The sequence below is a fragment of the Amycolatopsis sp. NPDC047767 genome (genome assembly GCF_040704195.1).
GTDB lineage: Bacteria > Actinomycetota > Actinomycetes > Mycobacteriales > Pseudonocardiaceae > Amycolatopsis.
This window is the reverse complement of the sequence record NZ_JBEYSJ010000017.1, coordinates 48,281-72,055: the sequence shown is the minus strand read 5'-3', so window position 1 is coordinate 72,055 and position 23,775 is coordinate 48,281. Positions and strand designations below refer to the sequence as shown.

Below are 23,775 nucleotides of genomic sequence, written 5' to 3'. Positions count from 1 at the left end.
ATGCCGCAAGCCCGCCTGATGCCGTCTTCCGCGAGGTGGTCGGTGGGGGAAGCCCGCCTGATGCGGTTTTCCGTGAGGTGGCGGGTGCCGCAAGGCCGCCTGGTGCCGTCTTCCGCGAGGTGGTCGGTGGGCGAAGCCCGCCTGCTCGTTCGGCGCGGCGCACCCGCTTGGCGATGACCGGCACTTGCACTCCCACGGCCACGAACGCACTCACCCCAGCCGCTACCACTGCCGCGACTGCCACCGACGCCCATCCCAGCGCACCCAGCACCGCCCCCAGCACGCCGGCGAGCTTCACGTCTCCGGCCCCGAGCTGCGCGGGCTTGAGCCGGTGGACAACGAGGTGGACACCGCCGAACACAAGCACGCCCTCCACCGCGCCCGCGAGAAGCGTCGCCCCACCCCCATTCGCCGCCGCCACTCCGAGGGCGATCGCCATCGCGGGATACGCCGGCAACGTCACCACATCCGGCAACCTCCGATACCGGACGTCCGCCAGACACAACGGCACCCCGACCACCGTGAGCACCCACGGCACCGGCCACCACCACTCCGCCCAGCGCCCCTCCCGCCACCGCCACCCGACGACAAGCAGCGCCGCCACCACCACGACAACAGCCACAACCGCCGACACGGGCGCACCCGCCCGCCTCAGCAACCACACGAGGAGGGGCACCACCGCCCCACCTGCCACGACCAATCCCCAGGACATGCACCCACGTTGACAGCGCCCGCCCACCCCGCCAAGCCGCGGATGTCGCGAGTGGACCCCTCGCGCCGAAAACCGCCCCGATTCACCCGACCGGGAAACCCAAGCCGGCCGCGCAGCACCCCCAAACCGCCGCCGGCTCAGGCCACCCGAGCCGGCCTTCCGGCACGCGCGCACAACCCGAGCCAGCCGCTCGCGGCACCCGGAGGCCGCGCCAAGCACCCATAGCCCAGGCCGGCCGCGCGGCAAACCAGAACACCACTGCTGCCGACCATCCCGGGCCGCTCGGCACCACAGCGGGCAGGCGGCCGCGTGCGCAACGCGCAGCCCCGTGAACGCCGCGGCGAGCCATCGCGCTGCCACGACCGGCGAGCGAACGGGCCGCCCGAAACCGCATCGCATCAGCTTGGCGGAACCCGAACCAAGCCGAGGCACACAACGACCGAGCCCGCCCGGCCCTGCGGGCACGCGCCCACGACCCGGGCCGGCCGGCCGCCGCGCGCCACAACCCGAGCCGACCGCTAGCGGCACCCGGAGGCCGCGCCAAGCACCCCAATGTGGCGTTCGTTGCACCCAACGCACCCAATGCGGCGTTCGGTGCGTTGAACGCAACCAACGCCACATTGGGGCGGGCCGAAGCCGGTTCGCGAGTCAGTGCGTCATGGATAAACCAGGCGCATCAAGGGTTTCCCCGTTCGCACGCTCCGGATTTCCAGCGAGGCGATCTCCTGGGACTTCATCGGTGTGCCCACCACGACCTTGGCCGTGTTCTCCGGCAGGGCCTTCCAGGTGGCGAGCTGGGTCTCGGTGCCGTCGCGGCCGAGGGCGACGAGGGAGTAGTCCCCGCCCTTGCCGCCGCGGTAGCTGCAGGACATTTCGACCTCGGTGCCCCACGACTGGGGGTCGATGCGGGCCGCGGCCTGGATCGGGTATTCGCCGAGGGCCGACATGGCAAGCTCGGGCGGCGACACAGGCGCCGCGACAGCGGGCGCAGCGGGCGGCGGCGACACGTCCGGCAGCGAAAGCGACACCGCCAGAGCCACCCCAGCCGCGACGGCCAGCGCGGCCACGCCCCCGGTCACCCCGTTCCGGATCCGCCGACGGCGGCGGACCTTCCGCATCAGCACCGGCAGCAAGTCCGGCATCGCCTGAGAACCCGGCATCGGCGGCGCCGCTGACAGGCCGAGTTCCGGAACCGAGTCCGAGCCCGCCGACATCGGCGGCACAGCCGACAGGTCCGGCACCGAGTGCGAGCCTGCCGCATCCGCGGCCGGCCTCTGCGAACCTGGCACATCCGGCCACGGCACATTCCTCGCCGGCACATCGGAACCCGGCTTGGGCTCCGGCCCCGGCGGCGCGCCCAGCCGTGTTCCCGGCACCGGCAAACCCGGCACATCCGGCCCGGGCGCAGCTGGCATCGCCAACCGGTCAGGCAGCGACCGCGAGCCTGCCGGATCCGCGACCGGCAAATCCGAGCCACGCACCGACCGCGACCCCGCCGCATCTGGCGACTGCGAGCCTGACACTGGCAAATCCGCCCCAGGCACCGACCACGAATCCGGCACCGGCGAACCCGCCGGCAAGTCCGGCCCTGGCTTCGGCGAGCCCGCCACATCCGGCCCCAACCCAGGCACATCCCTCGCCGGCAAATCCGGCAGATCCGCACCCGCCACGATCACCAGATCGGGCACCGGCCCCGGATCCCGCGGTGGCTCCGCACCGTCCCCCTCACCGTTGCCGGGCCCGAGGGCTCCCCCCGGTGAACCACCCCTGGTCTGGGCGAGCAAACCCGGCAGCCCGGCCAGTTCGCGGACCGCGGCGGCGCAGCGGTCGCACTCCTGCAGGTGCTGTTCGAATGCCTGCCGGTCTTCCGGTGACAGGGCTCCGAGGACGTACGCGGCGTCGTAGGTCGCGAACTCGTCGGCGGTCATTGCGTCACCCCCCGCTCTTCCAAAGCCAGGCGAAGCGCCCGTAGTGCGTAGTGCGTGCGGGACTTCACGGTCCCCTCGGCGATGCCCAGGCGGTGGGCGGCGTCGGCCACCGAGTACCCCTGGAAGTAGCACAGTTCGAGCACCTCGCGGTGGCGGGCCGAGAGCTCGCCCAGCGCCTCGGCCACCAGCCAGCCCTGCACGGCGCGCTCGGTGCCGTCGGCCACCGCTCGCTCGGGGGGAGCGTCGGTGACGACCTCCGAGCGCGAGGTCGCCGACCGCCACCCGTCGATGGCGATGCGGCGGGCGACCGTGAACAGCCACGCGCGGGCCGAGCCCTGTGACTGGTCCAGCACGTCGGTGTGGCGCCACGCCCGGAGCAGCGTCTCCTGCACCACGTCCTCCGCGTGGTTCCGGTTGCCGCCCGTCAGGTGCAGGGCGTAGGACCAGAGCGCGGCCGCGTGTTCCTCGTGCAGCGCGCGCATCAGCTGGTCCTCGACGTCGCTCCTCCCCACGGCGAGCCCCGGTCAGCGTCCGGCCGGCACCGCGTGCCCGCCGGAAGACTGCCGGGCGCGCACCTCCTGCACCAGCAGCACCAGGCCGCAGATCACGCACAGCGCCTCGGTGATCACGCCCCAGTACTCGAACTGGCTGTTGAACTGGTCGTGCACGCCGTACAGCCCCACGGTCACCGACAGCAGGTACGCGAGCAACGTCACGCCGCCGAAGCCGAACGTGAAGAACGGCGGCACCCAGTGGTGCCAGAACAGCAGTGCGACGGCGATCACGATCCCGGCGATCCCGTTCACCAGGAACAGCGGACCGACCACGGCGATGTCCGAGTAGCCGCTGCCGAAGTACAGGTAGAAGTGGACCGCGGCGGACCCGACCAGCCCGATCGCGCCCAACCCTCGCATCCAGTTGGCCAGCATGATGTTCTCCTTCACCCGTCCGAATCCCTCTCCCCCACTACACGGAAACACAGGCGATCCGGTTCACCGGGCAACGCTTTGCGGTGAACGGGTGAACCACACGGACGATCATCTCGTTAGTAGGGGCATGACTGCCGAACTGTTTTCCCGCCGCTCCGTCCTCACCACCGGGGCCACCGTCGCCGGCGTCGCCGCGGGCACCGTCGCCCTCGCGGCCTGTGGCGCCGGCTCGGACTCGGGCTCCTCGGGCGGCGACGCCCCCAAGCCCGGCGGGAAGGTGATCGCGCTGGCCGACGTGCCCGTCGGCCAGGCGAAGTCCGCCAAGACCCCCGACGGCCAGGACGTGATCGTGGCCCAGCCCACCGCCGGAACCGTGAACTGCTTCAGCGCCATCTGCACCCACCAGGGCTGCACCGTGAACCCGCCGCAGGGCGCCGAGATCCACTGCCCCTGCCACGGTTCGGTGTACGACTCGCTCACGGGCGCGGTGAAGAACGGGCCGGCCGAGAAGCCGCTGCCGAAGATCAACGTGAAGGTCGACAACGGAGAGGTCGTCACCGCCTGACGACGTAAACCGCCCAACGCACGCGAAGGGCCCCTTGTGGACGATCACCGTCCACAAGGGGCCCTTCGGCGTCGAAAGCCCGGAAAAGCTCAGCCGTTCCAGCCGAACAGCGGGTCGCCCGCCGCGACCGTGCGCCCGGGCTCGAGGCCCGTGAGCACGTCGGCCTGGGCGTCGAGCCCGACCACGGGCACGATCGGCGAGTAGCCGGCGGCCGCCACGGCCTCGGGGTCCCAGCCGATCACCGGCTGGCCGGCGCGCACCGACTCGCCCTTGACCACGTGGAGGGTGAAGCCCTCGCCCTTCTCCTTCACCGTGTCGATGCCGAGGTGCACGAGCACGGCGCGCCCGTCCTCGGTCGCCACCACGAAGGCGTGCGGGTGCAGGGTCACGACGGTGCCGTCGACCGGCGCGACGGCGTCGGAGCGCCCGCCGCTCGGCTTCACGGCGATGCCGGGGCCGACCATCGCCTCGGCGAACACCGGGTCGGGCACCTCGGTGATCGCGACGACCTCGCCCGCGACGGGGCTCAGGATCTCGAGGCTCACATCAGGTCCTCGATGTCACTGGCGATCGTGTCCGCCTCGGGGCCGACGATCACCTGCACCGCGGAGCCCATCTTCACCACGCCCATCGCGCCGGCGGCCTTGAGCGCCGCCTCGTCGACGAGGCTGGTGTCCTCCAGCTCGCAGCGAAGGCGCGTGATGCAGCCTTCGATCTCGACGACGTTGTCCACGCCGCCGAGCGCCGCGAGAATCTTTTCAGGCCTGTCATCCGCCATCGCGGCCTCCTCGTTTCCCGTTGGTTCCCCACGTGAGCCAGTGCGCTCCACCACTACTACGCCGTTCGTCGGCATGCACGTCGCCGCAGGCCACGAACGCATAACGGTGGTTGACACCCGCTCGCGAGGCGGAGCATCCTGCCCCATCGGAATTATTGGTCTAGACCGGAACGTACCAATCTTCCGGCGAAGACGCGAGCACCGGTCGCCCGGTGCGACGACAGAAGGAGGGTGACACCGATGAGCGCTGCCGCGCACGTCCCGCCGCCCGACGGCGTCGACCGGGTGGACCGGGTGATCAACGGGCCCACGCCCAAGCACGCCCAGCTGCGCGAGATCCTGCGCCGGTCCGTGGAGCGCGAGCTCCCGCCCGGTTCGCCGATCCCGTCGGAGCGGGAGCTCGCCCAGCGCTACGGTGTCTCGCGCCTCACGGTCCGCTCGGCGATCGGCAAGCTCGTCGAAGAGGGCCTGCTGGCCCGGGTGCGCGGCAAGGGCACGTTCACCGCCGCGCGCCGCATGGAGTTGCAGCTCTACCTGATGTCCTTCACCGACGACATGCGCCGGCGCGGGCTCACCCCCACCACGGAGGTGGTGTCCACGTCGCTCGAGGTCCCGCCGGTGACCTCGGCGCACGCACTCGGCCTCGCCGAGGGCGTGGCGGCTCACCGGCTGGTGCGGCTGCGGCGAGCGGACGGCGTGCCGCTGGCCGTGGAACGCGGCTGGTACCACGCGGGCCGCACGCCCGGACTGCTCGACCTCGACCTCACCCGTTCCCTGTACGCCCAGCTGGCCGAGGCCTACGACCTGCGGCCGGACCAGGCGTACCAGACGGTGTGGGCCGAGTCCGCGGATCGCGAGACGGCGCGCCTGCTCGGCATGCGCACCGGCACTCCGCTCCTCGTCTTCCGCCGGGTCTCCAGCGCAGGCGGAGAGCCGGTGGAGGACATGACGTCCTGGTACCGGGGAGATCACTACCAGGTGACCATGCAGTTGGACCGGAACACCCCGGATTCCGGCCACCAACCCCACTACGGAGGTACCCGACGATGAGCGCCACCACCACAGAGGGGGCGAAGGGCAAGAAGAGCGGCGGCGGGCTCGCGGGGCTGCAGCGCTTCGGTCGCAGCCTGATGCTCCCCATCGCCGTCTTGCCCGCTGCCGGTCTTCTCAACCGGCTGGGCCAGGACGACGTGTTCGGCAAGACCGGCCTCGGCTGGGACAAGGTCGCGGCCGTGATCGGCGCCGCGGGCGGTGGCCTGTTCGACTGGCTGCCCCTGCTGTTCGCCATCGGTATCGCGGTCGGTTTCGCGCGCAAGGGCGACGGTTCGACGGCCGTGGCCGCGGTCGTCGGCTGGGTCGTGTTCAACAAGGTCATCCAGGCCATCGCGCCGATCAGCAGCCAGGAGGGCTACAAGCCCGGCTGGGACGGGGCGCCGATCCACTGGCCCTACAGCGTGCTGACCGGTGTGATCAGCGGTATCGTCGCCGCCCTTCTGTGGCAGCGCTACTACCGGATCAAGCTGCCGAGCTGGCTCGCCTTCTTCGGCGGCCGCCGGTTCGTGCCGATCATCACCGCATTCTCGATGATCATCCTCGGCGTGATCTTCGGCCTGGTCTTCAAGTACGTCGACCACGGCATCAACGCCATCGGCCAGGCCGTCGTGGGCTCGCCGGTGATCGGTGGCGGCATCTACGGCGTGCTCAACCGCCTGCTCATCCCGATCGGCCTGCACCAGCTGCTCAACGTGCCGGTGTGGTTCATCTTCGGCGGGGGTGACCTCAACAACTTCTTCACCCACGTGCAGGGTTCCGGCTCGTTCATGACCGGCTTCTTCCCGATCTTCATGTTCGCCCTGCCCGCCGCGGCGCTGGCGATCTGGCAGACCGCGAAGCCGGGCCAGAAGAAGATCGTGGGCTCGATCATGATCTCGGCGGCGCTGACCTCGTTCATCACGGGTGTCACGGAGCCGATCGAGTTCGCGTTCATGTTCGTCGCGTGGCCGCTGTACATCTTCCACGCGATCATGACCGGTGTCTCGCTGGCCGTCTGCAACGCGCTGGGCATCCACCTCGGCTTCTCGTTCTCGGGCGGCGCGATCGACTTCGCCCTGAACTCGTCGCTGGACACCGCGCACAAGGCGTGGCTGCTGATCCCGATCGGCCTGGTCTTCGCCGTCATCTACTACGTGGTGTTCCGCTTCGTGATCACGAAGTGGAACATGCGCACCCCGGGCCGCGAGGACGACACGATCGAGGCCGACCTCGACCGCACGGCCGCTAAGTAAGCTCGACCACAAGGAAACCGAGAGAGGACGATCATGCCGGAGAAACGAGTCACCGTGGCCAGCAAGGTGGGCCTGCACGCCAGGCCGGCCGCGCTGGTCGCCAAGGCGGCCGCGGCGCAACCCGTCGCGGTGACCATCGCCAAGGCCGGCAGCGACCCGGTGGCCGCCGGCAGCGTGCTCAACCTGATGACGCTCGCCGCCGCGTTCGGCGACGAGGTCGTGATCAGCGCCGAGGGCGAGGGCGCCGACGCCGCGATCGACGCGGTGGCGGAGCTCGTCGCCACGGATCTCGACGCTCAGTAGGTACCGCTCCAGGGGCAGTCGGAGGGGCCACCCTGCACCGGGAATTCCGGTGCCGGGTGGCCCCTTCGCACGTTTCCCGGCCGCTTGCCGATCCGGACACCCTGACCGGCGGTCACCGCGCGAGTGAACGGTTTCCGCCGCGACGGCGGTCGGATCGGCACCAAGCAGCACGGTTAAGCTGGCGGGTATGGACAGCCTGCGCCTGATCGACGAGTGGCCGGTGGACAACGCCGCGGCCGGAGTGGTTTCCGCCGGCGGCGAGGTGCGCGACCGCCACGGCGATTCCGCCCGCGTGTTCCGCCTGGCGTCGGTGACCAAGCTGCTCACCGCGCACACGGCGCACATCGCGCTCGAGGAGGGCGTGGTCGAGCTGGACACCCCCGCCGGCCCCGAGGGCTCGACCGTGCGCCACCTGCTCGCCCACACCTCCGGCCTCGCGTTCGACGCGCACAAGGAGATGGCCCCGCCCGGCACCCGCCGCCTGTACTCCAACGCCGGCTTCGAGGTCCTGGCGGAGACCCTCACCGAACACTCGGGCATCCCCTTCGCCGACTACCAGCGCGAAGCCCTGCTCGACCCGCTGGGCATGACCGCCACCGTCCTGGACGGCTCCCCCGCCTCCGGCGCCGCGTCCACTGTGGACGATTTGCTCGTGTTCGCCGCCGAACTCCAGTCCCCGAAACTCCTCGCGCCCGCCACCCTCGCCGCCGCCACCGACGTCGCCTTCCCCGGACTGAACGGCGTCCTCCCCGGCTTCGGCTACCAGAAACCCAATGACTGGGGCCTCGGCTTCGAACTGCGCGACCACAAGTCCCCCCACTGGACCGGCTCCGCGAGCTCCCCACGCACCTTCGGCCACTTCGGCCAGTCCGGCACCTTCCTCTGGGTCGACCCCGACTCCGGCCACGCCTGCGTCGCCCTCTCGGACCGCTCCTTCGGCCCCTGGGCCGCCGACGCCTGGCCCCCGTTCACGGACGCGGTACTGGCAGAACTGAAGGGCTGAGCACCCGGCGCCTCAACGCACCCGAGGCGAAGCCCTGTTTGGTTGCATGAGTGTTACCCAGCACTAGTGGGACGGGTGGGTGTCGAGCACGTGACTCACTGTCCCCCGTCGGGGCAGGTGCAGATGGCCTTCCAGCAGGAGAAACGTCGATGGGACAGGTTGTCGCGAACCCGTCCCACCCCTGCACTGGAACCCAGTGCAGGGGGAATTGAGAGGATCCGGCTCGGGTGCCGTCACCCGTCCCGCTCGATTGCTTCAAGGGCCGCGAGGCGGTATCCCCATCTGGAGCGCACTACCACGTACACCGAGCGGCCTGGACCGAGACAGGTGATCACCTCCCGGTGGACGCGCGTCGACCGAGGACCGATAGCCTCAGCGGTGCCGGTCGGTGTCCCACACATACACCGCGCCGTCGATTCCGCGGACGTATGCAGCCAGCCTATCGGCAGCCACGAAATCATGTGACACCTCTACCGACCGGCTGGTCAAGTAGCCCCGGGGGGCCGCCCGCTCGCCCAGGTGCAGATTTACATCGAACCAGCTGCCCGCCTGCTAACGATCCAACCCGAGAAAGCGACCCAATGGGAGACTTGGAGTGCAGGCGAATCGAGTTTGGAGACCGCGCTGGATACGACAAGCTCCGGCACGATGCGTTGATTCCGCGATGCGTTTCGTCATGGCGAAGATTTCGGGATTGGCCTGTAGATTGCGATCGGGACGAGCCAAGCTGGAACACCTTGCGAAAATGGGTGTTCGAGCAAGGGAACTCTTCGCCCGTCCGGCGTGTGACACTTTTATTGGAGGCGAATCGTATATGACGATTCCCGGCAGGTTGCCCCTCTGGTCTCCAGTACGTGCTGTGGCCGCAGCAGCACTCCGAGCGCCTGCGCCGGGTCGGCCTGTACCTCGTTGATCACGCGTTCGCGGTCTCCAGGATTCGAGAATTGTGCATCTTCAATGCTCTGAAGTGCGTCGCGGATAAGTTCGTCTTGATTGAGGACGATGACCGTGGCCTTGACTTCAAGTTCATATCTCTGACCGTGCAGAAGTGCTTGCTGAAGTGCAACTTTCTCTTCGTGAGTCTTCGGTTCAAATTTCACCGTTTGACACTACCATGATAATAGCCGGGACTTTACCCTGAAGTGACCCCTAGGGGTTGACCCCTGCCTGCCACCAGGGCCAACCTCGGGAATTCGTCCGTGTGGGCTATTTCGTTTCAGTTGTGACAGATTCAACGGGTGAGTAGCAGGAGGCGGCCAGCTTCACCGGATCCTTGGCGGTCCTGGTCACCCGCTGCTTCGGCAGCCCGCAGCCCATCCTCGTCCTCAGCCCCGCACATCCTGGCCGGCCCAGAAGGCAACGAATTCTGCCTCCTGCACGCCGGGCTCCGGCCCCTCCGAGCACGTACGCAGAGCCGCCTGCGGTCTACTCACGGTCTACGGGCCGACGCACGCTCCGGTCAGCGACAGCCTGTGGCCGTGGCTTCAAAACCCGTCCAGTGAGAGTTCGCGAACCTTTCCAGCGACTCGAACTCGCACAGGATTGGTGCTGTGCGCTTCCACGCGCAGAGACCGTCCTTGAACTCCTCAGCGAGGGTCGCGCCGACCCGGTCGATCACCTTGCGGTTGTCGACCCACTGCGTTTCGACCTTCTCCAGCTCGCCAGCTTCGAGTACCCACGACAACCGGCCGTACGAGTCCAGCACGACCGGCCGGTCACCGACCTGACCTGCATTGACATCGCGTGTGGCGTTCATGCCATCGAGGCTATGTCAGCAAATGAGACGCACCCAACGCCGCCTTGGGGCGCTTCACTCACCCCCAAGGCGACGGACCCACCCACCGAACCCAGCACCCAGCCCCCTCCCCGACACCCCGATCCGAAGCGTCCCTACAGTCCAGCTTCGGGGTGCTCACCCCACGCAACACGCTCCCGCGAGAACTGCAAAGAACCACACAGAACCGCGGAAACCACTCACTCCATCACGCGAATCGGCTCCCCACCCCGAAACGCCGCAATGTCCTCCACCGCATCCCGATAAAAAATCTCGTACGTCTCCCGGCTCACGTACCCGACGTGGGGCGTCAGAATCACATTGTCGAGACCACGAACCGGATGATCGGCCGGCAACGGTTCCACGTCGTACACATCCAATGCCGCCGCGGCGATCTGCCGTGAACGCAAGGCGGCCACCAACGCGGCCTCATCCACAATCGGCCCGCGAGACGTGTTCACCAGCAACGCCGTCGGCTTCATCCGGGCCAGCTCCGCCGCCCCGACCAGGCCGCGGCTGCGGTCGGACAGCACCACGTGCACCGACAACACATCACTGCGCTCGAACAGCTCTTCCTTGCCGACGGCCGTCACCCCGTGCTCCGCGGCCTTCTCCGCCGTCAGGTTCGGGCTCCACGCGATCGTCTCCATCCCGAACGCCTGCCCGATCCGCGCTGACGCACTCCCGAGCCGCCCCAATCCGAGCAGCCCCAGCGTCTTGCCGCTCAACACGGTTCCGACCCCGACCTGCCATCCACCGTCCCGCATCGACTGCACGTCGGCCGGCAGATTCCGGGCCGCAGCAAGGATCAAGGCCCACGTGTGCTCCAACGTCGGCGGCCCGAGGTACCCCGTCGCCGAAACCACAACCCCGTTGCGCTTCGCCGCCGCGACATCGATCGCCGCGTTACGCCGCCCGGTACTCACCAACAGCCGCAAATCCGGCAACCGGTCCAAAACCTCCGCCGGAAACCGCGTGCGCTCACGCATCGCCACCGCGACGTCGAAACCCGCCAGCTTCCGGACGACGTCATCGGGACCGGTGAAGGCCTCCGTGAAGACCTCGATGTCGGCACCGAGGGAGTCCCAGTCGGCATAGGTGAGCGCGACGTTCTGGTAGTCGTCGAGGATCGCGATCTTCATGCGCCCCACCGTAGTCCGCTCACGCGCGCAGAACCGCGTCCACCCGCAAGCCGGCGCCGGTCCAGCGAATCCCGGACAGGTCCTGGACCACGGGCGCGGCAGCCGAATCCAGCGCCCCACGGCCCACACCCACCACGGCGGCGGGACCGGCCGCCACCGCAGCGGCCAGGCCGTTGTCGCTGTCCTCGAAGATCGCGCACTCCCCGATCGGCACACTGACCCGCCGCGCCCCGAGCAGATAGCCCTCAGGGTCCGGTTTGCCCCGCGACACGTCCGCGGCGGTCACGACCACAGGCGCGAGCGGCAGCCCCGCGGCGGCGAGCCGGGCTTCGAGCAACGGCCGCGACGCCGACGTGACCACGGCCCAGTTGCCGGCCAGGCTCGCGAGCAGCTCGGCCGCGCCGGGGATGGCGACGGTGGTGCCCGCGTCGCCGATCTCCAGCTCGTCGATCCGGCGCAGACCTTCCTCGGCTTGGTCCTCGGGCAGGTGCATCCGCACCGTCTCCGTGGACCGGCGGCCGTGCACACCGTCGAGCACAACGGCCGGGTCCAGCCCGTGCTCGTGCGCCCACCGCGTCCACGACCGTTCGCCCGACGCCGTGGAGTCCACCAGCACCCCGTCGACGTCGAACAGCACCGCACGGCACGCCACGATCATGCTTCTCCTGCCACACAACGGAAGTACAGGAACCGCGGCTTCGTCCGCAGCCCCTTGGCGATCCGCGGGTCGGCCTCGTCGGCCTCGGCCACGGGCATCGGCTCCACCAGCCGGTCGACGGTGAACCCGGCGTCGCGCACCGCGTCGAACGTCCGGCTCAGCGGCCGACGGTAGAACTGCACCGCCTGACGGTAAGAACCGAGCAGGAACTCGTCGTCGAGCAGCTCGGTCTCGAAGTAGTTCTCGCGGTCGAACCAGTGCCAGTCCTCACCCGGGTGGTGCACGGAGAACACGAGCTGTCCGCCCGGGCGCAAGACGCGGTGGAATTCGGACAACGTCGGTCCGAAATCTTCCAGGTAGTGGAGGACCAGGGACGCGGTGACGACGTCGATCGAACCGTCCTCAAGGGACAGCGGCCTCGCGACGTCGGCGACCTCGAACTTCGCCAGGTGACCGAACTCCTTGCGCGCCAGGGCGATCAGGCCTTCACTCACGTCGACGCCCAGCACCTCCGCACCGCGACCGGCGAGCAACGCGCTCAGGTGACCGGCCGCGCACCCGACGTCGAGCACGCGCTTGCCCGCCACCTCACCGGCCAGCTCCACGATCGCCGGCCGGTCGTAGAGCGCGTTCGTGACGCTCTTCGCCGCGTGCTCGGCATACGCCTGGCTGAACGCGTCGTACTGCGCGGCTTCGAGCCGCGCGGCGCGGGCACGGCCGACGATCTCGTCGATGACCTCGCTCTTGGCGTCCGCGTAGTGCTGGATGTATGTCCAGGTTTTCGCAGCCAGTGCGCGCTTCTTCGCAAGATATGTTGCGAGTTCCTCAGGATGTGTTCGCATTCGATCACGGAAGAGGAGATACCGCTCGGTCTGGCCGTTACCCGGCGAGTGGACGTGGAGGTTGACCCTCGGGTCTGTCCCGGAGAAGCACCGGTGCTTCTCCCAGTCCGGCTCCCGGATCACGAGCCGGTAGCCCGCGGCTTCGAGGGCCGGCACGTAGGCGTCCTCGTCGTCGGAGTCCGGGACCTCCAGCAGGATGTCGATGATCGGCTTGGCGGCGAGACCGGGAACCGAAGTGGACCCGACGTGCTCGAGGAGCACCACCTTCTCCCCCAGCGCTGTGCGAATCCGCTCAGCTTCGCGTTCGAACAACACCGGCCACTGCGAGTCGTACTCGGCGAGCGTCACCGTGGTGTCGAGGCGCGGCGGCTCGTCGACCCAGGAGTCCCGGATCTCCTCGTCGCTGCGCGGCTGCTGGCTGGTTTCCGACATGCGTCCCCCTGGACTCGGCAAACGGGCAGTCGGCCAGAATAACAGCGCGGCGCGAGGCCTGCCTCAGGAAATCGGCAGCGGCAGGATGTCCCCCGTCGCCGCTCGCAGCGCGGAGCGCATTTCCTCCCGCGGCGCCGGCCGGCCCGTGAAGTGCTCCGCCTGGCCGAATGCCTGGTGCAGCAACATGTCCAGGCCCGTCGCCAACCGGCCGCCCCGGGCGGCAACGGCTTCGGCCAGCGGCGTCGGCCACGGGTGGTAGATCACGTCCAGCACGCTGGGCACGCCCGCGAGCGCGGGAACGTGAGCCAGCACAGCCTCCGGCGGCACGGTGTTCACCAGCACGGCCGTGCGCGCCGCCAGGGCCGGGAAGTCCACTTCGGACCACCGGAGCACGTCTACCTCGAGGCCCGCGCTCTTGGCCGCGTCGAGCGTCTCCCCCGCCCGCGCCGGCTCGCGCACCACGAGACTCGCGGCCGCCACGCCCATTGCGGCGAGCCCGACCACCGCGGCCGCCGCCGTCCCGCCGGCGCCGAGCACCACGGCCCGGTCACCCGGCGAAGGGGTGTACCCACCGGCGGCCCGCAACGCACCCGTGACGCCGTCGACGTCGGTGCAGTCGGCGAGCCAGCCGCCTTCGACGCGCACCAACGTGTTCGCCGCACCGACGGCCGCCGCGCGCGGCGTGACCTCGGCCGCGTGGTCGAGCGCCCGGCGTTTGCCCGGCATCGTCACCGACAGGCCGACCCACTCGGGGCCGAGCCCGTCGACGAACCTGGGCAGCTCGTCGGCCCCGGTCTCCACGCGCTCGTACGTCCAGTCCGTGAGCCCGAGCGCATCGAACGCCGCGCGGTGCAGCACCGGCGAAAGCGAGTGCTCGATCGGCTTGCCGAGCACCGCGGCCTTGCGGGGCCCGTCAGAAGACGCCACGGGACTGCGCCAGGTCACGGTTCTTGTTGTGGTCGACCAGATTCGAGGCGAAGCAGGAGTGCCCGTCCTTCTCGCACTTCACGAAGTACAGCTCGTCGCCGTCCGGCGGGTTGAGCGCCGCCTTGAGGGCGGCGGTGCTGGGCACCCCGATCGGGGTCGGCGGGAGGCCGTAGTTCAGGTACGTGTTGTACGGCCCCGGTGCTTCTCGATCCGCCTTGTTCGTGAGCAGGGTCGGTTTGTCGACCACGTAGTTCACGGTCGAGTCGAAGCCAAGTTTGATCTTCTGGTCGAGCCGGTTGTAGATGACCCGCGAGATCTTGGGGAAGTCGGGGGTGATCGCCTCGCGCTCGATGAGCGACGCGATGATCAGCGTCTCGTACGGCGTCTGCTTGGGCCCGGTGCTCTGCGTGGTGAGGCCGGCGGCCTGGATCGCCGAGGCGGACTGTTTCACGAGGTTCGTGATCAGCTCCGCCGCGGTCCAGCCCGGTTTGACGTCGTAGAGCCCCGGGGCGATCAGGCCTTCGATGCGCTTGTCCTTGCTCAGGGCCTTCTGCGCGGGGTCGACCGCCCAGTCGGGCACGCCGAGCGTCTTGAGGTCGGCGTCCGCGACGGTCTTGCGCAGCGCGTCGGTGGAGACGCAGGTGCTCTTGCCGTCGAGCTCGGCGCACGAGGCCTTGGAGATCAGCGAGTAGACGCCCGGCGCGACGGTGTTGTTGGGCTGTTTCACGTCGTCGAGCTGCATGTACGGGCGGATCTCCAGCCGGCCGACGTGGGCGGCCGGCGAGGTGATCATCGACACCGCGCTCTCGCCGGACATGTGCTGCTTGAGCAGGTAGTAGCCCTGCTGGATCCGGCTCAGCGCGGTGTTCTGCGCGCCGGCCTTCACGAACGCCGTGGTGCTCGCGACGACGCCCGCGTCCACCAGCTTGCCGCCGATCGCCGACGTGGTGTCGCCGTCCTCGACCTGGATGAGCGCGCTGCCTTCGCCGGTGCCGTCGTAGTCGTTGTAGCCGAAGATCTTCTGGTAGCCGTAGTACGCACCACCGGCAAAGACCACGAGGACCAGCAGCGCCGCGACCCAGCCCAGCGCACGTTTGCTGCGCTTGCGCTTCTTCTTTTTCTTGGCGGGTGTGGCTTCTTCGGTGTATTCCTCGTCTTCGTAGTCGGCGTCTTCGTACTCGCCGTACTCCTCGTCGTCGTACGCCTGGTCGTACTCGCCGTCTTCGCGGTACTCGTCTTCGTAGTCGTCGTCGCCGAACAGGTCGTCGAGCTGCTCACGCTCCTGCGGCGCCGAGTCCGGCACGGTCGGGATCACGTCGGTCGGGTGCTCGACCGGCTGCGGCCGGCGCCGCGGCGCCGGGCCCGGCCGGCCGAGCCGCGGGTCTGGCGGCATCGAACCGTCGGCGGGACCGCTGAAGCGCGGGTCGGGCGGCATGGAGCCGTCGACCGGACCGGCGAACCGGGGGTCCGACGGCATCGAGCCGTCAGCGGGGCCGTTGAAACGCGGATCCGGCGGCATCGAGCCGTCGACCGGACCGTTGAAACGCGGGTCGCGAGGCATGGAGCCGTCGGGCGGACCGGCGAACCGGGGGTCCGGCGGCATGGAACCATCGACGGGACCGTTGAACCGCGGGTCCGGAGGCATCGAACCATCGGCGGGGCCACCGAAACGGGGGTCCGGAGGCATCGAACCATCAACCGGACCGGCAAAGCGCGGGTCGGGCGACATCGAGCCGTCCGGCGGGCCGGCGGGGCGGCGGACCGGACGTGAGGGGCCGGGGTCGCCGGGCAGCGGCAGGTCGCCGGTGTCCGCGCGCGGGCGGCGGCGCGGGGGTGCCGGAGGCACCTCGCCCGGCTCGGCGCGGCGACGACGGCGCGGCGCGGCGGGCGGCGGGCCCGGCGGAGGAGGCGGCATCTCGCCGGCACCGCGCGGGTCCCCGGGAGGCAGCGGGAGATCGGCACCACGCGGACCCGAAGGCGGCTGGAGATCGGCTCCCCGCGGGTCGCCGGGAGGCTGAGGCAGATCCGCGCCCCGCCCACGCGACGGTTGCGGCAGGTCACCATGCCGAGGGTCACCCGACGGCTGCGGGAGGTCGCGAGGAGGCACGTCGGCGGGCTCACGACGGCGGCGACGGCCGGTGGCCGGCGGAGATGCAGGAGGTGCAGGAGGTCCGGGAGGACCCGGTGGAGCCGGTGGAGGCGGCACCTCGTCCGCGGCCTCGCGACGGCGGCGTCGGCCGCCGCTGGGGGGAGGGGGCGGCGGGGCGTCGTCGTACGGGTCAGAGGCCGCGTGGTGGCCGCCGGACGGCGGTGGTGTGCGCCGGGCGCGCCGGGGTCCGCCCGGCGGCGTGGTGCCGGGGTCGCGCAGTCGTCGGCGGCCGCCCTCGTTCTCGGGACCGCGGGGCTCGGTCATGACTCGCCTTTCCGGGCGCGCTGCGCGGCGGCGGCGTCGAGCCAGGCCTGCAGGATCTCGACGGCGGCGGCCTGGTCGACCACCGCCCGCTGCTTGCGTCCCTTGACCCCCCGCTGGGAAAGCATTCGGGACGCCGTGACCGTCGTCAACCGTTCGTCGGCGAGGCGCACCGGCACGTCGCCGACCCGCGTGGCCAGCTTGTCGGCGTACTCCACCGCGATCTGCGCGGCGGGTCCGGCTCGGTTCGCCAGTGTCTTCGGCAAGCCCACGATCACCTCGACCACCTCGTGTTCGGTGACGAGTTCGGCAAGCTTGTCCAGATCGCTGTCGTCCTTCGCATCACGGGAGAGGGTAACGAGCGGGCTCGCGAGGATGGGGGCGGGATCGCTGAGCGCCACCCCCACCCGGACAGACCCGACATCGACCCCGAGCCGCCTGCCGCGGCCCGGATCGGACTCACCGGGCCGATCCGGGTCCCGCCGGGAGCTAGCGGCCAATGCCCGCGACCGCTGCGCGCAGCGCCTCGACGGCCTGCTGCGCGCCGGCCGGGTTGCTGCCGCCACCCTGCGCCATGTCGGGCTTGCCGCCGCCGCGACCACCGATGGCCTCGGCGAACGACGGCACGAGCTTGCCCGCCGCGATGCCCCGGTCGCGCGCCGCCGACGTGGTCGCTACGACGAACGCCACCTTGTCACCGGACGGCGAGAACAGCGCCACCACGCCGGGCCGGTCGCCCAGGCGGCCGCGGACGTCGGACGCGAGCGCCCGCAGCCCGTTGCCGTCGACGTCGGGCACGACCTCCGCGACCACCGACACGCCACCGATGTCCTGCGCCTTGTCGGTGAGCGCGCCCGCCGAGCCGAGCACCTGCTGCGTGCGCAGCTGCTCGATCTCCTTCTCCGCGCTCTTCAGCCGCGAGAGCACGTCCTCGATGCGACCCGGCAGCTCGTCGGTCGGCACCTTGAACGTGTTCGCCAGCTGCGACACGAGCAGCTGCTCCTTGCGCACGTGCTTCAGCGCGTCCGGGCCCACCAGCGCCTCGACGCGGTGCACGCCCGACCCGATCGACGAGTCGCCCACGAGCTTCACCAGGCCCAGCTGGCCGATGCGGTCCACGTGCGTGCCACCGCACAGCTCGCGCGAGTAGTCGCCCATGTCGACCACGCGCACATCGTTGCCGTACTTCTCGCCGAACAGCGCGACCGCGCCCAGCTCGAGCGCCTTGTCCTTCGTGGTGATGTAGCTCTGCACCTCGACGTCGGTCTGCAGGTAGTCGTTCACCTCTTCCTCGACCTCGGTGAGGATGTCGGTCGACACCGAGGCGGGCGTGGTGAAGTCGAACCGCATCCGGCCCGGCGAGTTGAGCGAGCCGGCCTGCGCCGCGCGCTTGCCGTACGCGCCGCGCACGGCCGCGTGAACCAGGTGCGTCGCCGAGTGCGACCGCTCGATCGACAGGCGCCGCGCGGCGTCGACCGAGCCGGTGAGCTCGGTGCCGATGCCGACCTCGCCGTCGGTGACCTCCACGCGGTGCACGAACAGGCCCGGCACGATCTTCTGCACGTCGAGCACGTTCAGCTTCACGCCGTCGCCGAGCAGCACGCCGATGTCGGCGACCTGGCCGCCGCTTTCGGCGTAGAACGGGGTGCGGTCGAGCACCAGTTCCGCCTTGTGGCCCGCCGAGACGCTGCGCACCGGCTGCCCGTCCTCGAGCAGGCCGACGACCTTCGCGGACGCCTGCAGCTCGGTGTAGCCGAGGAACTCGGTCTCGCCGTTCTGCTCCAGCAGCTTGCGGTACTCGGACAGGTCGCCGTGGCCGTGCTTGCGCTGCGCCGCGTCGGCCTTCGCCCGGGTGCGCTGCTGCTCCATGAGCGTGCGGAACCCGTCCTCGTCGACGCTCAGGCCCTGCTCGGCCGCCATCTCCAGCGTGAGGTCGATCGGGAAGCCGTAGGTGTCGTGCAGCTGGAACGCCTTGTCGCCCGCGAGCACGTCGCCGCCGGAGTTCTTCGTCTCGGCCGCCGCCAGGTCGAAGATGCGCGAACCGCTGGTGAGGGTGGCGAGGAACGCCTCCTCCTCCACGCGCACGACCTCGGAGATGCGGTCGAAGTCCGTGACCAGGTTCGCGTACGTCGGGCCCATGGTGTCGCGCACGACCTCGGCGAACGCCTGCAGCACCGGCTCGTGCACGCCCAGCAGGCGCGTGGAGCGGACGATGCGGCGCAGCAGCCGGCGCAGCACGTAGCCGCGGCCGTCGTTGCCCGGCGTGACGCCGTCGCCGATCAGCAGCACACCGGTGCGCGCGTGGTCGGCGATCACGCGGAAGCGGACGTCGTCGACGTGGTTGGCGCCGTAGCGGCGGCCCGAGAACTCCTCGGCGCGGCCGATCACCGGGCGGACGAGGTCGGTCTCGTAGACGTTCTCGACGCCCTGCAGGATCGTCGCCACGCGCTCGACACCCATGCCGGTGTCGATGTTCTTGGCCGGCAGGTCACCGAGGATCGGGAAGTTCTTCTTGCCCGCGCCCTCGCCCCGGATGTTCTGCATGAACACCAGGTTCCAGATCTCGATGTAGCGGTCCTCGTCCGCGACGGGCCCGCCTTCACGGCCGTAGTCGGGGCCGCGGTCGTAGTAGATCTCGGAGCTCGGTCCGCACGGGCCGGGGATGCCCATGGACCAGAAGTTGTCCTCCATGCCGCGCTGCTGGATGCGCTCGGACGGCAGGCCGGTGAGCTTGCGCCACAGCCCCGCCGCTTCGGCGTCGTCCTCGAACACGGTCGCCCAGATCCGGTCGGGGTCGAGCCCGTAGCCGCCCTCGGACTGCGGCCCGGTGATCAGCTCCCAGGCCGACTCGATCGCGCCTTCCTTGAAGTAGTCGCCGAACGAGAAGTTGCCGGCCATCTGGAAGAACGTGTTGTGCCGCGTGGTCTTGCCGACCTCGTCGATGTCGGGCGTGCGCACGCACTTCTGCACGGAGGTCGCGCGCGAGTACGGCGGCGGCACCTCACCGAGGAAGTACGGCTTGAACTGCACCATGCCGGCGTTCACGAACAGCAGGTTCGGGTCGTCGAGGATCAGCGAGGCGCTGGGCACGCGGGTGTGCCCCTTCGCCTCGTAGTGGCGCAGGAATCGTTCGGTGATCTCGTGTGTGTCCACGGGTGTGTCCTCGGGCTGGGGTCCGCGCACCGCTCGGCGCGAAGATCGGACCGGGAAAAAAGGGGGAGGCGGCGACGGCGGAAGGACGCTGCTCGCGGGCGCGAGAAGCTCAGCCTTCCGCCCGGCGAGCTCGCCGGACGGGGCGCGCGGCAGCGTGCCGGCCCGCGCCGTGGGGCGCGGGGTACGCGGTCCGTTCCTCGACCATGTCGTGCAGCTCCTGTTCCCGTTCGCTCATCCCGGCGCGCACCTCGGCGCCGAACGAACCGACGGCGCCGGCCAGCTCGCGCACGGCCTCGCCCAGGTTCGATGCTAACCCCGAGGGAGTGGCCTGACGAGCCGTTTCCCCGGCCTTGCGGGTGAGCGCGACGCCGGCGATGACGCCGACGCCGAGCCAGAACAGACGCTTCACTTCTTCCTCCGGCGAGCGGGCCGCTGGGCCTTCGCTTCCTGCTTCTTGCGGCGCGCGCGGATCGCCTTGCTGATCCCGTAGGACAGCGCGGCGGTCTTCACGAGCGGGCCGCCGAGGGTCGCGGTGAACACCGAGGACAGCGCCGAGACGTTGCCCGTGACGGCCTGCGCGTTGGCGGTGATCCCGTCGACGCGCTCGAGCTGGGTGTTCACGTGGGTGATCGTCTCGTTGGCGCCCAGCAGGATCGGGTCGCTGTTCTCGTGGGCCTTGCGGATCGCGATCGTCGCCTCGTCGAGCGTGCGGCCGAGCTTGAGCAGCGGGATCGCCAGCAGCAAGACCAGCACGACGAATGCTCCTGCGGCGATCAGCGCGGCGATCTGCCCTGCCGACACGGGCCCTCCTCGGGGTTGCACGGGTCTTCGGTGCCAGTGAGGTTACCGCCTGGCCAGCCGTTCGGCGGTGTCGCCCCGCCGCTCGGTCACTCAGCGCATCCGAACCGCTTCCGACCAGCGGTTGTGCCCCGTGCCGAACCCTCCACCGGGCGAGCCGGCGGAGGGTTCGGGTGGTGATCAGTCGTCCTGTTTGGCCACGGCCCGGTACAGCACCGCCATGTCCTCCTCGCCGTGGCCGGCGTCGACGGCGGCCTGCAGGTGGGCCAGCGTCGCCGCGGCCCCGGCGACGTCGACGGTGTCTCCCGCGGCCTCCACCACGAGCCGCGCGTCCTTGGCGGCCAGCGCGGCGGGGAAGCTCGCCGGGTAGTCGCCCGAGAGCATGAGCGGGCCCTTCATGCGCGCGTAGCCGACGTCGAAGCCGGTCCCCTCCATCACGTCGAAGAACAGCTGCGGGTCGATGCCGAGGGCACGGGCGAGCGCGAGGCTCTCGGCCGTGCCGTTGGTCAGCGCCAGCACCCAGGCGTTCATCACCAGCTTGAGCCGCGTGGCGGTGCCGGGCTCGGTGCCCAGCCAGCGCGTGCGCGAGCCGACGGCGTCGAAGACCGGCGCAGCGGCCTCGTGCGCGTCGTCCGGGCCGGCGGCCAGGACCTGCAGCTGCGCCTGCTCGGCGGGGACCTTCGTGCCCATCACCGGGCAGTCGACGAACACGACGCCCGCCTTCTCCGCGGCCTCGGCCAGCGTGGCGATCCACTCCGTGCCGACGGTGCTCATCTGCAAGCCAGACCGTGCCGGCCTTGACGTCCGCAGCGGCGAAGACGTCGGCGACCGTGGGCCCGTCGGACAGCATCGTGACGAGCACGTCGGCGCCCGCCGCGGCTTCGGCGGGGGTGTCGACGACCGTGGCGCCGTCGGCGGCCAGCGGCTCGGCCTTGCTGCGGGTGCGGTTCCACACGCGCAGCGAGACGCCGGCGCGGACGAGGTTGGCGGCCATCGGGTGGCCCATGATTCCGGTGCCCAGGAAAGCGACAGTGGTCATGGCTCCATCGTGCCTGCCGGCGCCCCGGCGCGCAGGCAGGCCCGAAGCGTCGGTGGTGTCAGTGGCGTCGGTGGCGTCAGTGGCTCAGCGCGGGCCAGGTCGACGCGCGGCCGGCCACCAGCTCGTCGAAACCGGGGAAGTCGCCGGCGCGCAATGGTTCGGCCCACGGCGTCGCCGAGCCCGAAGCCGGGTGGCGCACGCGGATGGTCACGTGGCCGGGGTTCGAGCCGCCGTCGTGCCAGTGGCGGGTGTGCGCCGGGATGCCGAGCAGGTCGCCGGGCTCGCACAGCACGGCGTGGACCTGGCGGCCCGCGTGCAGGTACCAGACGGCGGAGCCGGTCACGAAGAACCGGTCCTCGTCGCGCGGCAGGCTGCGTTCGGCCGCGCCGAAGTCGCCCGCGAGCACGTCGACGGCGTGGTAGCCCACGGCCGTGGTGCGCGAGTCGATGCGGTCCCGGAACCGGGCGAGCACCTCGGACTCACTGGCGCCGGGCAGCGGCCCGTCCACCGGCCAGCGGCCGAACTCGACCCCGATGCGGGCCAGCTCGGCCGTGATCGTCCCCGGGTCCTCGGTCCGCAGCAGCACGTGCCCGGGCTGGTCGTCGGGCCACACCGTCAGCAGCGTCATCGCCACCCCCTCCGTCGCCGGGAATCAACCGGCCCGACGGCCGGACATTCCCGCTTCCGCCGTTATACGGAAGAAAGTGGCGACGTTCACGGGAGTTTCAGCGAGCGGGATCGAAGGGGGAACCAACACTGCCCTGGCGGCACAGTTGATCACTCCAGGTGCGTGACGTGCGCAAACTCAGCTATACACCTCGAGTATACCTGCCATGTATAGTCGCAGTCATGTCGATCAGTCACGCTCTGCTCGGGCTGCTGGAGGCCGGCCCGCGACACGGCTACGACCTCAAGCGGACCTACGACGAACGGTTCGGCCAGGACCGCCCGCTGCGCTACGGGCAGGTCTACTCGACGTTGTCGCGGCTGTTGAAAAACGGGCTCGTCGAAGTCGCGGGTGTCGAGGCCGGCGGCGGGCCGGACCGCAAGCGCTACACGATCACCGACGCGGGGATCACCGACGTCGAGACGTGGCTGCGCACGCCGGAAGAACCGGTCGCGCACCTGCAGAACATCCTCTACACCAAGGTCGTGCTCGCGCTGCTGTCCGGCCGCGACGCCGCCGACGTGCTCGACGTCCAGCGAGCCGAGCACCTGCGCGTGATGCGCGAGCTGACCCGGCGCAAACGCGCGGGCGACCTCGTCGACGCGCTGATCGGCGACTACGCCCTGTTCCACCTGGAAGCCGACCTGCGCTGGCTGGAGCTGGCCGCGGCCCGCCTCGACCGGCTCGCCGGGAAGCTCGCCGCCGCGCCCGGATCGTCCGAAGGAGAGCACGCATGAACGCGAGCGCAGACCCGCAGGTGCTGCTGCGCGGGACCGGGCTGACCAAGTCGTTCGGCTCGACGCCCGCGCTGGCGGACGCGAGCCTCGCCGTCCACGCGGGGGAAGTGGTCGCGGTGATGGGCCCGTCGGGTTCGGGCAAGTCGACGCTGCTGCACTGCCTCGCCGGGATCGTCGCGCCGGACGACGGCGCCGTGCACTACGCCGGCACCGACGTGGCGACCATGTCGGACGCGCACCGGAGTGCGTTGCGGCGCAGGGATTTCGGCTTCGTCTTCCAGTTCGGCCAGTTGGTGCCGGAGCTGAGCTGCCTGGAGAACGCCTGCCTGCCGCTGCGGCTCGCGGGCCTGCGCCGGCGCGCGGCCGAGGCCACCGCGCGGGAATGGCTGGACCGGCTGGAAGTCGGTGCCGTCGCGGCCCAGCGGCCGGGTGACGTGTCCGGCGGGCAGGGCCAGCGGGTCGCGGTGGCCCGGGCGCTCGTGACGGGGCCGCGGGTGATCTTCGCGGACGAGCCGACGGGGGCGCTCGACTCGCTCAACGGCGAGCGCGTGATGGGCCTGCTGATGTCCGCCGTCGAGGAGACCGGGGCGGCGGTTGTGCTGGTGACGCACGAAGCGCGCGTTGCCGCGTATTCCGACCGCGAGGTCGTGGTCCGCGACGGCCGCATCCGGGAACTGGAGCCGACCCGGTGAC

Annotated in this window: 24 protein-coding genes and 2 pseudogenes; 7 read left to right on the top strand and 19 right to left on the bottom strand. The window is 70.4% G+C overall.

The features are described from left to right. From AB0878_RS28120 to AB0878_RS28105, 4 genes and pseudogenes are all read right to left on the bottom strand, one after another. On the bottom strand, positions 1–712 hold a 712-nt coding region (locus tag AB0878_RS28120), incomplete at its 3' end, for an A24 family peptidase (protein ID WP_366583236.1). A gap of 1,772 nt (positions 713–2,484) precedes the next feature. Beyond that, positions 2,485–2,640 (bottom strand): annotated as a pseudogene (locus AB0878_RS28115) (zf-HC2 domain-containing protein); the annotation flags it as partial. Next, complete coding sequence (locus tag AB0878_RS28110) at positions 2,637–3,122, bottom strand: sigma-70 family RNA polymerase sigma factor (RefSeq protein WP_364047983.1); 486 nt, start codon at positions 3,120–3,122, stop codon at positions 2,637–2,639. The pseudogene AB0878_RS28115 and the gene AB0878_RS28110, both read right to left, overlap by 4 nt. Before the next feature lie 42 nt (positions 3,123–3,164). Beyond that, positions 3,165–3,569, bottom strand: a complete 405-nt coding sequence (locus AB0878_RS28105) for a hypothetical protein (RefSeq protein ID WP_364047981.1) — start codon at positions 3,567–3,569, stop codon at positions 3,165–3,167. Positions 3,570–3,696: 127 nt separating this feature from the next. On the opposite strand from AB0878_RS28105, the gene AB0878_RS28100 reads away from it, so the two are divergent. Beyond that, the gene (locus AB0878_RS28100) at positions 3,697–4,134 is read left to right on the top strand and encodes a Rieske (2Fe-2S) protein (protein WP_366583235.1); all 438 of its coding nucleotides are present in this window, start codon (positions 3,697–3,699) and stop codon (positions 4,132–4,134) included. 89 nt (positions 4,135–4,223) lie between these two features. Here the strand turns inward: AB0878_RS28100 and AB0878_RS28095 are convergent, their stop codons facing one another. Both AB0878_RS28095 and AB0878_RS28090 read right to left on the bottom strand, forming a co-directional pair. Next, on the bottom strand, positions 4,224–4,679 hold the full coding sequence (locus AB0878_RS28095) for a PTS glucose transporter subunit IIA (protein ID WP_366583234.1): 456 nt from the start codon (positions 4,677–4,679) through the stop codon (positions 4,224–4,226). Next, positions 4,676–4,987 (bottom strand): PTS glucose/sucrose transporter subunit IIB, encoded by a 312-nt coding sequence (locus tag AB0878_RS28090; protein WP_364047580.1) that lies wholly within the window; start codon positions 4,985–4,987, stop codon positions 4,676–4,678. The genes AB0878_RS28095 and AB0878_RS28090 overlap by 4 nt, the downstream gene beginning before the upstream one ends. A gap of 165 nt (positions 4,988–5,152) precedes the next feature. Between AB0878_RS28090 and AB0878_RS28085 the strand changes: the two genes are divergently transcribed. The 4 genes from AB0878_RS28085 (at position 5,153) to AB0878_RS28070 (ending at position 8,503) form a co-directional block, all read left to right on the top strand. Beyond that, positions 5,153–5,962, top strand: a complete 810-nt coding sequence (locus AB0878_RS28085; RefSeq protein ID WP_354882768.1) for a GntR family transcriptional regulator — start codon at positions 5,153–5,155, stop codon at positions 5,960–5,962. After that, positions 5,959–7,197, top strand: a complete 1,239-nt coding sequence (locus AB0878_RS28080; RefSeq protein ID WP_366583233.1) for a PTS transporter subunit EIIC — start codon at positions 5,959–5,961, stop codon at positions 7,195–7,197. The genes AB0878_RS28085 and AB0878_RS28080 overlap by 4 nt, the downstream gene beginning before the upstream one ends. Before the next feature lie 33 nt (positions 7,198–7,230). Next, a complete protein-coding gene (locus AB0878_RS28075; protein WP_366583232.1) occupies positions 7,231–7,500 on the top strand; it encodes an HPr family phosphocarrier protein in 270 nt (89 codons plus the stop codon). A 187-nt stretch (positions 7,501–7,687) separates the two neighbouring features. Further along, a complete protein-coding gene (locus AB0878_RS28070; RefSeq protein WP_366583231.1) occupies positions 7,688–8,503 on the top strand; it encodes a serine hydrolase domain-containing protein in 816 nt (271 codons plus the stop codon). 794 nt (positions 8,504–9,297) lie between these two features. Here AB0878_RS28070 and AB0878_RS28065 read toward each other — a convergent pair. The 13 genes and pseudogenes from AB0878_RS28065 to AB0878_RS28005 form a co-directional block, all read right to left on the bottom strand. Then, positions 9,298–9,603: a hypothetical protein gene (locus AB0878_RS28065; RefSeq protein WP_366583230.1), complete on the bottom strand. Its 306-nt coding sequence runs from the start codon at positions 9,601–9,603 to the stop codon at positions 9,298–9,300. Positions 9,604–9,962: 359 nt separating this feature from the next. Continuing rightward, positions 9,963–10,259, bottom strand: coding sequence for a hypothetical protein (locus tag AB0878_RS28060; RefSeq protein WP_366583229.1), 297 nt, complete (start codon positions 10,257–10,259; stop codon positions 9,963–9,965). 218 nt (positions 10,260–10,477) lie between these two features. Further along, on the bottom strand, positions 10,478–11,419 hold the full coding sequence (locus tag AB0878_RS28055; protein WP_366583228.1) for a D-2-hydroxyacid dehydrogenase family protein: 942 nt from the start codon (positions 11,417–11,419) through the stop codon (positions 10,478–10,480). 19 nt (positions 11,420–11,438) lie between these two features. Continuing rightward, positions 11,439–12,077, bottom strand: coding sequence for an HAD-IA family hydrolase (locus AB0878_RS28050; protein WP_366583227.1), 639 nt, complete (start codon positions 12,075–12,077; stop codon positions 11,439–11,441). After that, the gene (locus AB0878_RS28045) at positions 12,074–13,351 is read right to left on the bottom strand and encodes a GrpB family protein (protein WP_366583226.1); all 1,278 of its coding nucleotides are present in this window, start codon (positions 13,349–13,351) and stop codon (positions 12,074–12,076) included. Before AB0878_RS28045 ends, AB0878_RS28050 begins: the two co-directional genes overlap by 4 nt. Before the next feature lie 63 nt (positions 13,352–13,414). Then, a complete protein-coding gene (locus AB0878_RS28040) occupies positions 13,415–14,296 on the bottom strand; it encodes a shikimate dehydrogenase (RefSeq protein ID WP_366583225.1) in 882 nt (293 codons plus the stop codon). Further along, complete coding sequence (gene mltG / locus AB0878_RS28035) at positions 14,265–15,881, bottom strand: endolytic transglycosylase MltG (RefSeq protein ID WP_366583224.1); 1,617 nt, start codon at positions 15,879–15,881, stop codon at positions 14,265–14,267. Before mltG ends, AB0878_RS28040 begins: the two co-directional genes overlap by 32 nt. 806 nt (positions 15,882–16,687) lie before the next feature. Further along, positions 16,688–17,188: a Holliday junction resolvase RuvX gene (ruvX, locus tag AB0878_RS28030; protein WP_364047562.1), complete on the bottom strand. Its 501-nt coding sequence runs from the start codon at positions 17,186–17,188 to the stop codon at positions 16,688–16,690. Further along, positions 17,178–19,841: an alanine--tRNA ligase gene (gene alaS, locus AB0878_RS28025; protein WP_366583223.1), complete on the bottom strand. Its 2,664-nt coding sequence runs from the start codon at positions 19,839–19,841 to the stop codon at positions 17,178–17,180. Before alaS ends, ruvX begins: the two co-directional genes overlap by 11 nt. A gap of 109 nt (positions 19,842–19,950) precedes the next feature. After that, positions 19,951–20,250, bottom strand: a complete 300-nt coding sequence (locus tag AB0878_RS28020) for a hypothetical protein (RefSeq protein WP_366583222.1) — start codon at positions 20,248–20,250, stop codon at positions 19,951–19,953. Further along, a complete protein-coding gene (locus tag AB0878_RS28015) occupies positions 20,247–20,642 on the bottom strand; it encodes a DUF948 domain-containing protein (RefSeq protein WP_364047556.1) in 396 nt (131 codons plus the stop codon). Before AB0878_RS28015 ends, AB0878_RS28020 begins: the two co-directional genes overlap by 4 nt. A 177-nt stretch (positions 20,643–20,819) precedes the next feature. Continuing rightward, positions 20,820–21,678, bottom strand: a pseudogene (locus tag AB0878_RS28010) (NAD(P)-dependent oxidoreductase). A gap of 76 nt (positions 21,679–21,754) precedes the next feature. Beyond that, entirely contained in the window at positions 21,755–22,306 is a 552-nt protein-coding gene (locus tag AB0878_RS28005; protein ID WP_366583221.1) for a cupin, read from the bottom strand. Positions 22,307–22,527: 221 nt separating this feature from the next. On the opposite strand from AB0878_RS28005, the gene AB0878_RS28000 reads away from it, so the two are divergent. Both AB0878_RS28000 and AB0878_RS27995 read left to right on the top strand, forming a co-directional pair. Further along, positions 22,528–23,082: a PadR family transcriptional regulator gene (locus AB0878_RS28000; protein WP_366583220.1), complete on the top strand. Its 555-nt coding sequence runs from the start codon at positions 22,528–22,530 to the stop codon at positions 23,080–23,082. Next, on the top strand, positions 23,079–23,774 hold the full coding sequence (locus tag AB0878_RS27995; protein WP_366583219.1) for an ABC transporter ATP-binding protein: 696 nt from the start codon (positions 23,079–23,081) through the stop codon (positions 23,772–23,774). The genes AB0878_RS28000 and AB0878_RS27995 overlap by 4 nt, the downstream gene beginning before the upstream one ends. Position 23,775 lies beyond the last annotated feature (1 nt).

Bases quoted from the DNA above. Each gene is read 5' to 3' on its own strand.
- AB0878_RS28055 (WP_366583228.1), bottom strand. From the start codon at position 11,419: ATGAAGATCGCGATCCTCGACGACTACCAGAACGTCGCGCTCACCTAT.
- AB0878_RS28105 (WP_364047981.1), bottom strand. From the start codon at position 3,569: ATGCTGGCCAACTGGATGCGAGGGTTGGGCGCGATCGGGCTGGTCGGG.
- AB0878_RS28075 (WP_366583232.1), top strand. From the start codon at position 7,231: ATGCCGGAGAAACGAGTCACCGTGGCCAGCAAGGTGGGCCTGCACGCC.
- AB0878_RS28080 (WP_366583233.1), top strand. From the start codon at position 5,959: ATGAGCGCCACCACCACAGAGGGGGCGAAGGGCAAGAAGAGCGGCGGC.
- AB0878_RS28070 (WP_366583231.1), top strand. From the start codon at position 7,688: ATGGACAGCCTGCGCCTGATCGACGAGTGGCCGGTGGACAACGCCGCG.
- AB0878_RS28100 (WP_366583235.1), top strand. From the start codon at position 3,697: ATGACTGCCGAACTGTTTTCCCGCCGCTCCGTCCTCACCACCGGGGCC.
- AB0878_RS28050 (WP_366583227.1), bottom strand. From the start codon at position 12,077: ATGATCGTGGCGTGCCGTGCGGTGCTGTTCGACGTCGACGGGGTGCTG.
- AB0878_RS28000 (WP_366583220.1), top strand. From the start codon at position 22,528: ATGTCGATCAGTCACGCTCTGCTCGGGCTGCTGGAGGCCGGCCCGCGA.
- AB0878_RS28090 (WP_364047580.1), bottom strand. From the start codon at position 4,987: ATGCCGACGAACGGCGTAGTAGTGGTGGAGCGCACTGGCTCACGTGGG.
- AB0878_RS28060 (WP_366583229.1), bottom strand. From the start codon at position 10,259: ATGAACGCCACACGCGATGTCAATGCAGGTCAGGTCGGTGACCGGCCG.
- AB0878_RS28005 (WP_366583221.1), bottom strand. From the start codon at position 22,306: ATGACGCTGCTGACGGTGTGGCCCGACGACCAGCCCGGGCACGTGCTG.
- AB0878_RS27995 (WP_366583219.1), top strand. From the start codon at position 23,079: ATGAACGCGAGCGCAGACCCGCAGGTGCTGCTGCGCGGGACCGGGCTG.
- mltG (WP_366583224.1), bottom strand. From the start codon at position 15,881: ATGCCGCCGGACCCCCGGTTCGCCGGTCCGCCCGACGGCTCCATGCCT.
- AB0878_RS28045 (WP_366583226.1), bottom strand. From the start codon at position 13,351: ATGTCGGAAACCAGCCAGCAGCCGCGCAGCGACGAGGAGATCCGGGAC.
- AB0878_RS28085 (WP_354882768.1), top strand. From the start codon at position 5,153: ATGAGCGCTGCCGCGCACGTCCCGCCGCCCGACGGCGTCGACCGGGTG.
- AB0878_RS28110 (WP_364047983.1), bottom strand. From the start codon at position 3,122: ATGCGCGCGCTGCACGAGGAACACGCGGCCGCGCTCTGGTCCTACGCC.